Origin of the sequence: Ruminococcus sp. AF17-1AC (assembly GCF_003461385.1) — a bacterium.
GTDB lineage: Bacteria > Bacillota > Clostridia > Oscillospirales > Ruminococcaceae > Hominimerdicola > Hominimerdicola aceti.
Window position 1 is genome coordinate 1 of sequence record NZ_QTWZ01000018.1, and the last position, 12,462, is coordinate 12,462.

Here is a 12,462-nt window from a genome sequence, read left to right on the forward strand (position 1 = left end):
CGCCTATCGAATTTCTTAATAATAGTGTCCAATATGATTGACAAACCTACACAAAAATGCAGTTAATCCGCCCTGATTTCACGAATTTCTGTGACAATGACACAACTTTTGTTATCTTATTGTTGACAACAATTTGCGAAACAACGCACGAACAATGTAGGGGAGCAGCGCATTTCTGCTTCTTATATTTAGTGACAAATTGAAACCACACCGCTCCGAACGGGACGTCGAGGGCGCCGTCCCCTACAATTCTAAACATAACACCACACAAATACACACAAAAATAAGCAGACGGTTTTCCAGAGCAAGCCGTTCCCACAGCCGCTAAAAAACCATCTGCCTTATTATTTTTGCTAAAATTTCAAACCGCTATTCAGTATAACCGAATGCAAGCACTTCTCCATGCTTGTCCTCATCGCCTGCCGCCATTGATATTTCAACGGTATAGTTAGTTGCTTCAGGCATCATGGCGATATTCTGTATCTGAGCATTTCCCCAGCCTGACGGACTTATGGTATCGTAATCGCTTTCGTCATACACCTCTCCGTCTGCTGTTACCTTAACATGAAGCTTGCCGAACTCGCCCTGCTTCACCTCTTTGTATATCATGTACAAGAATTTTTTGTCCTTGAACTCGAATACGATAGGGCTGTTATCTCCGGTGTTGTCGTAAGTCCAGCCATTTGTAAAGCTTGCAATAGTAGAGCCTTCCTTCCAACTTCCAAGGCTTGTTGGCGTAAGGCTGTCGCCCTCATACATATGAGCGTCCACCTCTCGCGGAGAGAAAACAGTGTCTGTCGGCATAACATAATCGCCCTCTGGCGCAACGTCCATAACCGTGTCAAAATAGTAGTCCACCATTGAAGCCACAAGCTTGTGGCCCTCATCGTTAGGGTGTGACTGATCGTCAGAGAAATCTTTCCAAGTCATTCTGTTGTTTGCGAAAAGATATCTTAGTGCGTCACAGTATGATATCATCGGCAGGTGATAAAACTCGCCTATCTGCTTCATATAATCCTGAGCAGAATGGTCGCTTTCTGTCACCGAGAACAGCAGAACAGGAGTGATATTCTTCTGCAAAAGCGTTCTGACTATTGACTCGTAAGCGTTCTGATAGTCAGCCTCCATGCCGTCATTTACTGCAAATTCGATAAAGCATATGTCGGGCTCATAAGCCAGCACATCTCTGTCGAGCCTGAGTATTCCAAGCTTAGACGGCGTACCGCTAAGGCCTGCGTTCACATACTGAACGTTATCCCCCGTACCGAATTTCTGTGCAAAATAATCATAAGTGAGTTTAGCATAACAGCCGTCTGCACCGGCAGAAATACCCTCAGTGATAGAGCCGCCAAGATACGCCACAGTGACCTTTTCCCCTGACTGCGCTTTCTTTATAACATTCTGCATCATAGAAGTGTTGCCGTATGACACCATAGCCTTGTCATACATAGCCTGCGTCCACTCCTCGTCAGTTTCAGGCATTTTTTCGACCTGCGAGCTTGAAGACTCCGCTTTGCTTTCAGCCTTTGAGCTGTCCGCATTATTTCCGCAGCCTGCAAAAGCCGCTCCGCACATAGCAACACTCACAAGCACTGCCAACAATTTTTTTGTATTCATTATTTGTACCTTTCTAATCTATGATAACGAAATCGGTTTCATACCGCATATAACACAAAAAGTACGGACAAAGCCGTACTTTTTGGTTATATCAATATGATAAAAATTCTTATTAGTTAAGAACTGCCTTCTCAGTTTCCTTATCGAAGATATGGATTCTGTTAGGATCGATAGCGACCTTAAGCTCATCCTGTGGACGAACGTCAGAACGAGGTGAAACTCTAGCTGTGAGCTGGATACCCTCGCAGTTGAGGTACAGATATGTTTCAGCACCCATCATTTCAGTTACTTCAACAGTTGTGTTGATAACGCCTGTTGTAGCCTGAGCGAGGAATGCAGGCTCATCGTGGATACACTCTGGACGAACACCAAGAACAACTTCCTGATCAACCAGTGGCTCAAGAACCTCAGGATCTACCTTAGACTCTGGAACTGCTACCTGATACTTAACGCCTCTTGTTGTCTTTGTATCCTCAGAACCGAACTCAACAACATACTTGCCGTCTACCTTGAGAAGCTTAGCGTCGATGAAGTTCATCTGTGGTGAACCAATGAATCCTGCAACGAACTGGTTTACTGGATCGTTGTAAAGATTTGTTGGTGTGTCGATCTGCTGGATGTAACCGTCCTTCATAACTACGATACGGTCACCCATTGTCATAGCCTCTGTCTGGTCATGAGTTACGTAGATGAATGTTGTACCGAGTTTCTTATGGAGCTTAGAGATCTCAGTTCTCATCTGTGCTCTCAGTTTAGCGTCGAGGTTTGAAAGAGGCTCGTCAAGAAGGAATACCTGTGGCTCACGAACGATAGCTCTACCGAGGGCTACACGCTGTCTCTGACCACCGGAGAGAGCCTTTGGCTTTCTGTCAAGAAGGTGAGCGATGTCAAGTATTCTTGCTGCTTCCTCTACCTTTCTTGCGATCTCGTCCTTTGGTACCTTTCTGAGCTTCAGACCGAATGCCATGTTCTCAAATACTGTCATGTGAGGATACAGAGCGTAGTTCTGGAATACCATTGCGATATCTCTATCCTTAGGAGCGATGTCGTTTACAAGTCTGTCGCCGATGTAAAGCTCACCTTCACTGATCTCTTCAAGACCTGCGATCATTCTAAGTGTTGTAGACTTACCACAACCAGAAGGACCTACGAGGATGATAAACTCCTTATCCTTGATCTCGATGTTGAAGTCTGAAACAGCGATAACGCCGCCTGCGTACTTCTTATAAATTTCCCTTAATGATACACTTGCCATTAAAAAAGGACCTCCCTATTTGAATTTTACTAATATCCTAATTAGCTATGCTATTATCATAACAAATTTTTAACATACCCGCAAGAGTTTTTTTTACTAAACTTTATTATATCTCATTATGAATATTGACGAAAATTCACATAGAATAGGTAATTACTTACATTTAAACGATTTCGCTGTCAATAATCTTTCAACATCTTTGTGCATTATTTCTAAACAGCTTCCAAGGGGCAGATCCGGATCTAAAGGCAGTTCTCCGATCTTTATCCGCTTAAGAAAAACAACTTTATTTCCCAGCTTTTCAAACATCCTCTTGACCTGATGATACTTACCCTCATGAAGCACAACAGTACATTCATCGGGACAGTTCATACTTGCGGAAAATTCCGCAGGCAAACATTTCTCTCCGCCGTCGATAGTCATGCCCTCGGCGAACGCCTGAGCATAATTTTCCTGCCAAGGGTCACGAAGTCTGACGAAATAGGTTTTCGGAACATGAGTCTTGGGGGACAACATTCTGTGGGCGAGAGCTCCGTCATCAGTGAGAAGCACAAAGCCCTCAGTATCCTTATCGAGCCTGCCCGCAGGGAAAAGTCCCTCCCTGAACATCTCAGGAGGTACTAGCTCAAGGACAGTTTTCGACTCTCCGTCACGAGTGGAGCAAACCACACCCTGCGGCTTGTTCATCATTATGTAGACAAACTTTTTATAGCATATCTCCACGCCCTTTACAGCAACAATATCGTTTTCGCTGACCTTAGCATCAGCCGCCTTGGCGACCTTTCCGTTTACAGTCACCTGACCTTTTCTGCAAAGCTCTCTCACCATGCTTCGGGAAATATCATTACGCTGTGAAGAAACAAATTTATCAAGTCTCATAGCAAAAGCCTTTCTGACAATTTTCTTACTAAAGATTATAGCATACGATACCGCCAAAAGTCAAATATGCGAAAAAACTTGACCAAAAGCAAACGCCTGCAGATATGCTCCACAGACGTTTTATTACTATTCGTATCGGTTTTTTCGACCTATGAAGCATTGGTTTACCCTTGTTCATAATGCCGACGTTCCACGCTCAGACGCCTACTTTTTCCTCAGCCCCTGCATAAATCCGTCCAGCTCCGCTGAGCATACATCTCCTCCCACAAGCTGTCCCTCACAGACGATAAGATTAGCCCTGACCTCCTGCTTCTTATTCCCATAATTCTTCACAGCATATGTATACACCTCAGCGGTTTTCCCTTTATAGTCCTCCAAATCAAAGCCCTGCTGCTTCTGAAGTTTATTATACTTCTCATACACCTCATTGAACTCTTTCGGTATAGTCACCGCCTTGCATTCATCGTATTCGTCAGACACCTCCCAGCCCATTTCTTTCAAAAACGCCTGTCTTTGCGCTTCGCTTTTCATCTCGTACACCGCAGGCGACGATATCCTCATCACTGTCACTATTATCACCGCCAACAATGCCAAAGCCGCCAGAACCGCCCCGATCACCGCAAATGTTGGCTTTTTTACTTTTATTGTCTTGATAAACATACCCTTTTCCTCGCTTTCTGTTTTCAAAGTTTGTACATTTATATGTATTGTCCCAAAAATTATAACTACCTGTCCGATTTTTTATTTTGTTATATAATTTTCAAAAATAATTTTTATAGCATTAATAATATTATTGTATAATAAATTTATCGGTTTGCTATGATTTATTATTACAAACTCTGTAGCACTGATATGGCATTGTGCAAAATTGACAAAAACAAAAGTACAAATTAAGGTGAATTAACGATTTTGTACTTTTTTGTACAAATGTCTTTGACAATTTCAAAATATGTGGTACAATATTATTAGGTAACGCTATGCTTCTCCGCATTGCCTGCGGAGGGTACTGAAACGTTTTCTTAAATCTGCCTTTTCACGGCTGTGAAGGGGCAAGTTATTATTGCTGATGCGTTCTGCGGTCAGCCGCAGGATTGATATATGAAAGGAGCAATGAGTTTTATGTCAAAAATTATTGCAGTTACTTCCGGTAAAGGCGGAACAGGCAAATCTTCTATAAGCGCCTGTCTGGGTTATGCCCTTGCCAAGCAGGGAAACCGTACACTTATAATTGAGCTTGACTTTGGTCTGAGATGTATGGATATCATGCTTGGTATGCAGGGTAATATTACATACGATCTTGGTGACGTTCTTGAGGGTACTTGCGACGTATACAAGGCAACAACAACTGTTAAGCTTGCTTCAAACCTGAGCGTTCTTTGTGCTCCGTCCGACCCGTTCGTTCAGCTCAAGGCTGAGGATATCGAAAAGATCACACAGGAAATGAGAAAGTATTTTGAATACATAATCATTGACACCTCTGCAGGTATCAACGGTTCTGTATTTGATATAGTTACTAATTCCGACCTTATACTTATAGTTACAACTCCTGACCCTGTATGCGTAAGAGATGCGAGAATGATGTCAGATGAGTTCTATAAGAGAGGAAATCAGAAGCAAAGACTTGTTATCAACAAGGCAAACAAGAGAATATTCGAGTTTGACGAAATGGACGACCTTGACGCTATCATCGACACAGTCGGCGTTCAGCTTCTGGGTGTTATCCCTGAGGACAGTGCTATCCCTCTTGCAACAGGAAAGGGAGCGCCGCTTTCATCAAGCTCTATGGGCTTCCTTGCATTCTCTGCTATTTCAAGAAGAATAAAGGGCGAGCATATACCCCTCTCCATCAAGGTCTGAGTATATTATCAGCCGTATGCGTGAGGATATCTGCGCATAGTGCGGCTGTTTTATATAACGAAACTTATTTGTCCATTAATATACCAATATATAAACGGGGGGTTTCCATTGAATATTGCACTTATTGCTCATGACACAAAAAAGGAACTCATGGTACAGTTCTGTATCGCCTATTGCGGTGTACTCAGCAAGCACAATCTTTGTGCCACAGGTACTACGGGAAAAATGGTAGCCGAAGCAACAGGCCTTAACGTTCAGCGTTATCTCAGTGGCTCACAGGGCGGCGACCAGCAGATCGCAGCGAGAATATCCTGTAACGAGATAGACCTGCTTCTGTTTTTCAGAGATCCTATCTCAGTGAAGCCACACGAACCTAATGATATGAATCTCCTCAGACTTTGCGATGTACACAACATTCCGGTAGCCACAAACATTGCCACTGCCGAAGCGCTTATCCACGCACTTGAGCGAGGCGATCTTGACTGGAGAGATATCGTTAATCCTACAAAGATATAATTGAAATTTCATATATAAAAGCGATGAAAGGGAGAGTATTCCGTTCTTATGTTTCAGCGAGAGCCGTTGGTGAGAGGGTTCACACAAAGGGCAGGAAGAAGGACACCTTGGAGCTTCCGTTTGTTCAAGAACGGACGTATAGCTGCGTTAAAGCGTTAGAGTGATCCGACACGAAGATGTTCGGATAATTAGGGTGGTATCACGGTAAAAGTCGTCCCTTACTAGGGGACGGCTTTATTTTTTTATCCACCCCCGTAGGGGAGCGGCTCAATTTCTGCTTCACAGAAATGCGAAGTCCCGCTTTTTCGCTCCTCACTTACTCTCGAATACCTTATCTCAGCACACCAAAAAAAAGCAAAGGCGGTATAACAATGAAAGCCAGCCAGCTAACAAAAGAAAACATCACCCCCGAAATAGTAGACAAGCTTCTTTTCGAGGGTCTTGACTATAAAGGCGAAACTGCCGACGTTATAATAGTTCTGGGAAGCCGCAAAGCCTGCGACTACCGTGTTCCGCTGGCGGCAAAGCTTTTTCAGGAGGGAAAAGCCCCACATCTCATATTTTGCGGCGGAAAAGTGCAAAATACTTCACAAGGCGAAATGAAAGAGTATAAAGCCATGCTCATAGCTGCCGAAAAATGCGGCATACCACGCAGTGCGATACTCACGGAAACACAGTCGCTCAGTACCGTGGAAAATCTGCAAAATGCAGCCGAGCTTGTAAAAAAGCATTTCCCAAACTGCAAAAGCATTATTATAGTCACTACCGCATATCATATGCGCCGCGCAAAAAAGCTTGCGGAGCATTTTTTTACACAAACAATCATTCCCTGCCCCGCCAGCCGTGGCAGTACACAGCGAAATAATTGGTCAATGACCGAAAAAGGCAGCACAACAGCACTTGACGAATGTCTTAAATTCGGTTATTATATAAAAAAAGGTTTTATTGACGATTTTGAAATTTGAAACGTTGTAATTAACAGCACCAAGGCTCTTTAATGTAGCGGTGAACAGTGTTCGCCATTTCTTACAACGTCCCGATATCACAGCTATTTAAACGATATCGGTATTCAAAAGTTCAAGACAAAATACAGAAAGGATCGTTATTATATGGCATTGATAGTTAAAAAGCCAAAAGGCACAGAGGACATCGTTCCCTCAAAGGTCTATAAGTGGCACACTGTAGAAAAGATAGTTTCCGAAGCTGCCGAAATATACGGCTTCAAAGAAATAAGAGTACCAACTTTTGAGGAAACAGGTCTGTTCGTGCGTTCTGTTGGCGAAACAACAGACGTTGTTCAGAAAGAGATGTATTCAGTTTCCGCAGCAGGCGACTCAAAGTTCACACTCCGTCCGGAGGGAACATCCGGCACAATGAGAGCTGTCCTTGAAAACGGCATTATGAACGAGGGTCTGCCGCAGAAGGTCTATTATATCCTCTCATTTTTCAGACACGAGAACACACAAAAGGGCAGACTCAGAGAGTTCCACCAGTTCGGCTGTGAAATGGTCGGCTCTGAAAGCCCAAGAGCAGACGCAGAGGTAATTTCTCTTGCAAAAAGCGTTCTTGACAGAGCAGGACTCAGAAACATCAAGCTCAACATCAACTCTATAGGCTGTCCAACCTGCCGTGCAGAGTATCGCAAGGCTCTGAAAGAGTATTTTGCCGCAAGAAAAGACCAGCTTTGCGAGACTTGTCGGGACAGACTTGACAAAAATCCAATGAGAATACTTGATTGTAAAGACAAACACTGTCAGGAGCTTGGCAAGAACGCCCCTGTTATCCTCGATTATCTCTGTGATGATTGCAAAGAACACTTTGAGAAGCTTCAGGAGTACCTCTCCGTAATGGGCATCGACTTTGACATCAACCCTAAGATAGTAAGAGGTCTTGACTACTATACAAGAACAGTTTTCGAGTTCATCACCGATGAGATAGGCGCACAGGGCACAGTCTGCGGCGGCGGACGTTATGACGGACTTATCCAGCAGCTTGGCGGCAAGCCTACCCCTGCCCTCGGTTTCGGTCTGGGACTTGAAAGACTTCTCATGGTAATGGACGCTCAGGGCTGCGACTATATGGAGCCAAAGACCTGCGACCTTTATATCGTACCAATGGGCGAGGACGCCCTTAAAAAGGCAATGGGCATAGCCTCCGAGCTTAGAGAAGAGGGCTGTTTCGTAGAATATGACCTTATAGGCAAAGGACTTAACGCTCAGATGAAGTATGCAAACAAAATAGGTGCAAAGTTCGTTATGGTGCTTGGCGACAACGAGATAGAATCAGGCGTTGCAAAGCTCAAAAACATGGCAACAGGCGAGCAGACAGATATCAGGCTTGACAACACCATTGCCGAGAACTTTTCAAACGCACTTATGGCGGATATGTTCAAGGATATCGACGCTGATATAGAGAAATTTATCGGAAAGGAGAACTAAGCAATGAGATGTGAACAGTGCGAGAAAATACCTCTGGTAGAAATACACACTCCGCAGGAATATATGCTCTGCATAGGTTCTCTTGCAAGAATGCTGCTGGCTGGCGAAGTTGAAATGACCTATCAGACCTGTCCACTTGATAAGATAATGGATAACGACAACAAGTGGTATGCTGAAAAGCTTTTCCACCAGTTCAGGTGTACAAAATGCGGCACTATCTATGGTATGCTCTGCAACACCCACACAGGCGGACAGATAAAGATAAACGACAAGGTCTTTGACCCTGCTGATTATCCCGATAAAAAGGAAGATAAATAATGCTTGCAATAAGACCCATGACCTATGAGGTAGAGACCTCACTTTCGCCCAAAAGAGTTCTGAGAAAGCTTGACGGTGACCTTATCGAGCATAGACCCACCATAAACATTCTCTCCCAAAGCAAGTTCATGAAGAACCACCGTGACGATACCATTTTTTATGGCTACCGCACAGACGCCGATAACTTTCAGATATTCCACCATACCGCTAAAAAGCGTGACGGAGGTTCAACAGGCTTTTATGGCAAGGTAGAAAAGACCCCCAACGGCTCCAGGATATACGGCAAGTTCAGAAAGCCTGTCTATGCCTATGTTGTGGGCGTCATATGGACGGTGCTTGTGCTTTTCCTCACCCTTATGCTTGTGGCACTGGAAGAGAAAACAGGCGCAGTATGCTTTGCCGCAATATGGCTCGTGGGATTGTTCCTCATGTTCTGGGACAACAAGAAGAAGTTTGTCAGAGCCTATCTTGACAGCTTCCCGCCTGCCGTCAGCAAAACAGACGAAAGCGACGAATAATTTTTTATCAATATAAACCCAAAGAAAAGGAAGTAATGTAAAATGAAACTTGATACAATGAAGGGCTTACGCAGGACCCATTACTGCGGCGAAGTGCCTGAAACAGAGCAGGAAGTCGTTGTATGCGGCTTTGCCGACAGAGTAAGAGATATGGGCAACCTTATCTTCATCAACCTCCGTGACAGAACTGGACTTGTACAGCTTGCATTCAATGATGAAACAGACCGAGCCGTTTTTGAAAAGGCTCAGCTTGTAAAAGGCGAGTATGTCCTCATGGCAAAGGGTATGGTACGTCCTCGTGAGAGCGTGAACGAAAAGCTAAAAACAGGCAAGATAGAAGTTGCCGTAACAGACCTGAGAATTCTCTCAAAGGCTGAAACAACACCATTTGAGGTAACAAACTCAGATAAGGTAAACGATGAGCTGAAGCTCAAATACCGCTACCTTGACCTTAGAAATCCAAAGCTTCAAAAAAATATCATCACCCGTCATAAGATCGCTCAGATAACAAGAGAGTATTTCTATGACAACGGTTTCCTTGAGATAGAAACTCCTATGATGATGAAGTCCACCCCGGAGGGTGCAAGAGATTACCTCGTTCCTTCAAGAGTTCACGCAGGCAAGTTCTATGCACTGCCGCAGTCACCGCAGATATACAAGCAGCTCCTTATGATATCAGGTTATGACAGGTATATCCAGCTTGCAAGATGTTTCCGTGACGAGGACCTGAGAGCTGACAGACAGCCTGAGTTCACACAGATAGACCTTGAGATGTCCTTTGTCGATCAGGAGGATATCCAGGCTTGTATCGAAGGCTATATCGAAAAGCTTTTCAAGGAGATACTTGGCGTAGAAGTAACTCTCCCACTGCCAAGACTTACATTTGCAGACGCTATGAGCCGTTACGGCTCAGACAAGCCTGACACACGTTTCGGCATGGAGATACAGGATATCACAGACACCGTTAAGGATATTGACTTTGTGGTATTCAAGTCAGCTATCGAGGCAGGCGGCTCAGTTCGTGCAATAAACGTCAAGGGTGGTGCGGCAACATACACAAGAAAAGAGATCGACAAGCTTGTTGAGCACGCAAAGGGCATAGGTGCAAAGGGTCTTGCGTATATCCGCTGGGCAGACGAGCCAAACTGCTCATTCAAGAAGTTTCTTGGCGAGGGCGATCTTGAGAAGATAAACGCAGCCGTTGGAGCAGAAAAGGGCGACCTCGTTCTTATCTGTGCCGACAAGAACAAGGTAGTTCTTCCAACTTTGGGCGCACTCAGACTTATCTGCGGAAAGCGTCTTGGCGTTATCCCAGAGGGCAAGTTCAATTTTGTATGGATAACAGAAATGCCTTTCTTTGAGTATGACGACGAGAACGACACATGGGTAGCAGCGCACCACCCATTCACAATGCCAATGGAGGAGTGCCTTGACTATCTTGACACCGACCCTGCAAACGTCCGTGCAAAGGCGTGGGATCTTGTCCTCAACGGCACAGAGCTTTCATCAGGTTCAATGAGAATAACAGACTTTGAGCTTCAGCAGAAAATGTTTGAAGCACTGGGCATGACAGACGAAGAGATAGAAGCAAAGTTCGGCTTCCTCGTAGACGCCTATCGTTATGCCGCACCACCGCATGGCGGCATGGGCATAGGACTTGACAGACTTTCCATGATAATCTGCAACGCCGACAGCCTTAGAGATGTAATAGCGTTCCCAAAGGTACAGAACGCCAGCGAGCTTATGAGTGCTTGTCCGTCCACAGTAGACGAGAAGCAGCTTGAAGAGCTTCACATCAAGACCACAGAAATAGAAGAATAATTCGCATTAACCAAAGTAGATCCTTTATTACAGTTATGAATCACAAAGGGCAGATACTTCATTATCGAGGTATCTGCCCTTTACTTTATAATAACGTATAAAACCATATAGCACACCATTTTTGTTAATAATAACTTGTTTTTTTGACTAAATCATGATACAATATGTATATGTTGTTATTAATTCAGAACAGAGGTGGCAAAGTATGAACAAAAACAATAATCCGTTATATAAAGCTCTGCAGGATCATACTCGAAAACGGATCTCACTGGAGGAGCTAAACCGAATATGTCAAGATCATGAACAGTTAGCCCAACAGATCAGCGAGCTTACTGCGCAGGGCATTTTGACTCCTGTCAAAAGCAGTGGAACAAATGGCAATCTGAAAATACCACTATATATGAGATATACTATCTCTATAGAAAAGCCACAGCAAATATCACGTTATGAGATCGATGCTCTCCATCCAAGGCTGACAAAGAATGAATATCTTCTTCGCAATCGAATACAGTTTGTAAAAAATAAGGCTTTTTTACTTCGATTAAGTGAATGGCTGACGTATGACAAGGACAGTGATATGATGTCCCGACGTGAACGTTCCTTTTCTATATTTGGTGACGAGAAAAAATTAGACGACCATTTAAGACTATTAGAAAGAATGGGCATCACTGGTGATGTGCTTAAATTTTACGAAACACCGGAACAGTGCTTTTCCGATTATATTCCCGTTCGTAAAAACAGAATGACATTGATTATTTGCGAAAACAAGGATATCTGGTTCAATATAAGACGCTTAATGTATAGCTCCGGAGCCTGCTCGATATTTGATACTAAGATCGACGGAGTGATCTTTGGTCAGGGGAATGACATTACAGGAAAAGAAAAATTTCGTTCCTACGCACAATATTTAGGAGCAGATGAAACAAGATTTCTGTATTGCGGAGATATTGACAGAGCTGGTTTTGACATTTTTCTTCGTCTTTGCAAGGAAGCAAAAGATCTTCATATTGAATTGTTCGTTCCTGCATATCAGAAAATGCTGGAACTGAGCCGAAGCATAAGGCTCCCTGACAGCAGCGACGGAAGACTCATCATTCCCGAAATGTCAGGGATATTGCCCTTGTTTTCTGATGATGAGCAAAAGCAGATCACACAAATAATCGAGGATAATAAACGATTGCCACAGGAGATACTCTCATATCCCGTACTGGCAGATAATATGAGGTAAAATAATGATCTCAGC

General features: G+C 43.9%; 12 protein-coding genes and 1 other annotated feature. Of the genes, 8 read left to right on the forward strand and 4 right to left on the reverse strand.

What is annotated here, in order from left to right:
• Positions 1 to 369 precede the first annotated feature (369 nt).
• From DWW81_RS10815 to DWW81_RS10830, 4 genes are all read right to left on the reverse strand, one after another.
• On the reverse strand, positions 370 to 1,617 hold the full coding sequence (locus DWW81_RS10815; RefSeq protein WP_117897801.1) for an SGNH/GDSL hydrolase family protein: 1,248 nt from the start codon (positions 1,615 to 1,617) through the stop codon (positions 370 to 372).
• Positions 1,618 to 1,729: 112 nt separating this feature from the next.
• The gene (ugpC, locus tag DWW81_RS10820; RefSeq protein ID WP_117877715.1) at positions 1,730 to 2,872 is read right to left on the reverse strand and encodes a sn-glycerol-3-phosphate ABC transporter ATP-binding protein UgpC; all 1,143 of its coding nucleotides are present in this window, start codon (positions 2,870 to 2,872) and stop codon (positions 1,730 to 1,732) included.
• Positions 2,873 to 3,025: 153 nt separating this feature from the next.
• A complete protein-coding gene (locus tag DWW81_RS10825) occupies positions 3,026 to 3,751 on the reverse strand; it encodes a pseudouridine synthase (protein ID WP_117897799.1) in 726 nt (241 codons plus the stop codon).
• A 204-nt stretch (positions 3,752 to 3,955) separates the two neighbouring features.
• Entirely contained in the window at positions 3,956 to 4,438 is a 483-nt protein-coding gene (locus DWW81_RS10830) for a DUF4830 domain-containing protein (protein WP_243004741.1), read from the reverse strand.
• Positions 4,439 to 4,870: 432 nt separating this feature from the next.
• Between DWW81_RS10830 and DWW81_RS10835 the strand changes: the two genes are divergently transcribed.
• From DWW81_RS10835 to DWW81_RS10870, 8 genes are all read left to right on the forward strand, one after another.
• Positions 4,871 to 5,608 carry a P-loop NTPase gene (locus DWW81_RS10835; RefSeq protein ID WP_022287014.1) on the forward strand — a complete coding sequence of 246 codons (738 nt, stop codon included), beginning with the start codon at positions 4,871 to 4,873 and terminating at the stop codon, positions 5,606 to 5,608.
• A 108-nt stretch (positions 5,609 to 5,716) separates the two neighbouring features.
• Positions 5,717 to 6,124, forward strand: coding sequence for a methylglyoxal synthase (mgsA, locus tag DWW81_RS10840; protein WP_022287015.1), 408 nt, complete (start codon positions 5,717 to 5,719; stop codon positions 6,122 to 6,124).
• A gap of 14 nt (positions 6,125 to 6,138) precedes the next feature.
• Positions 6,139 to 6,346, forward strand: a binding site (T-box leader).
• Between the two features lie 149 nt (positions 6,347 to 6,495).
• The gene (locus DWW81_RS10845; RefSeq protein ID WP_181982731.1) at positions 6,496 to 7,089 is read left to right on the forward strand and encodes a YdcF family protein; all 594 of its coding nucleotides are present in this window, start codon (positions 6,496 to 6,498) and stop codon (positions 7,087 to 7,089) included.
• 144 nt (positions 7,090 to 7,233) lie between these two features.
• Positions 7,234 to 8,562, forward strand: coding sequence for a histidine--tRNA ligase (hisS, locus tag DWW81_RS10850; protein ID WP_117897796.1), 1,329 nt, complete (start codon positions 7,234 to 7,236; stop codon positions 8,560 to 8,562).
• Between the two features lie 3 nt (positions 8,563 to 8,565).
• The gene (locus DWW81_RS10855; protein WP_022287018.1) at positions 8,566 to 8,880 is read left to right on the forward strand and encodes a hypothetical protein; all 315 of its coding nucleotides are present in this window, start codon (positions 8,566 to 8,568) and stop codon (positions 8,878 to 8,880) included.
• Positions 8,880 to 9,398: a hypothetical protein gene (locus DWW81_RS10860; RefSeq protein WP_117897794.1), complete on the forward strand. Its 519-nt coding sequence runs from the start codon at positions 8,880 to 8,882 to the stop codon at positions 9,396 to 9,398. The genes DWW81_RS10855 and DWW81_RS10860 overlap by 1 nt, the downstream gene beginning before the upstream one ends.
• 42 nt (positions 9,399 to 9,440) lie before the next feature.
• Entirely contained in the window at positions 9,441 to 11,219 is a 1,779-nt protein-coding gene (gene aspS, locus DWW81_RS10865) for an aspartate--tRNA ligase (protein WP_242989619.1), read from the forward strand.
• A 400-nt stretch (positions 11,220 to 11,619) separates the two neighbouring features.
• Positions 11,620 to 12,447, forward strand: a complete 828-nt coding sequence (locus DWW81_RS10870; protein WP_181982962.1) for a Wadjet anti-phage system protein JetD domain-containing protein — start codon at positions 11,620 to 11,622, stop codon at positions 12,445 to 12,447.
• Positions 12,448 to 12,462 lie beyond the last annotated feature (15 nt).

What these genes read in the sequence shown, in the direction of transcription:
- DWW81_RS10815 (WP_117897801.1), bottom strand. Translation starts at nt 1,617, where the DNA reads ATGAATACAAAAAAATTGTTGGCAGTGCTTGTGAGTGTTGCTATGTGC.
- ugpC (WP_117877715.1), bottom strand. Translation starts at nt 2,872, where the DNA reads ATGGCAAGTGTATCATTAAGGGAAATTTATAAGAAGTACGCAGGCGGC.
- DWW81_RS10825 (WP_117897799.1), bottom strand. Translation starts at nt 3,751, where the DNA reads ATGAGACTTGATAAATTTGTTTCTTCACAGCGTAATGATATTTCCCGA.
- DWW81_RS10835 (WP_022287014.1), top strand. Translation starts at nt 4,871, where the DNA reads ATGTCAAAAATTATTGCAGTTACTTCCGGTAAAGGCGGAACAGGCAAA.
- DWW81_RS10845 (WP_181982731.1), top strand. Translation starts at nt 6,496, where the DNA reads ATGAAAGCCAGCCAGCTAACAAAAGAAAACATCACCCCCGAAATAGTA.
- hisS (WP_117897796.1), top strand. Translation starts at nt 7,234, where the DNA reads ATGGCATTGATAGTTAAAAAGCCAAAAGGCACAGAGGACATCGTTCCC.
- DWW81_RS10855 (WP_022287018.1), top strand. Translation starts at nt 8,566, where the DNA reads ATGAGATGTGAACAGTGCGAGAAAATACCTCTGGTAGAAATACACACT.
- DWW81_RS10860 (WP_117897794.1), top strand. Translation starts at nt 8,880, where the DNA reads ATGCTTGCAATAAGACCCATGACCTATGAGGTAGAGACCTCACTTTCG.
- aspS (WP_242989619.1), top strand. Translation starts at nt 9,441, where the DNA reads ATGAAACTTGATACAATGAAGGGCTTACGCAGGACCCATTACTGCGGC.
- DWW81_RS10870 (WP_181982962.1), top strand. Translation starts at nt 11,620, where the DNA reads ATGAGATATACTATCTCTATAGAAAAGCCACAGCAAATATCACGTTAT.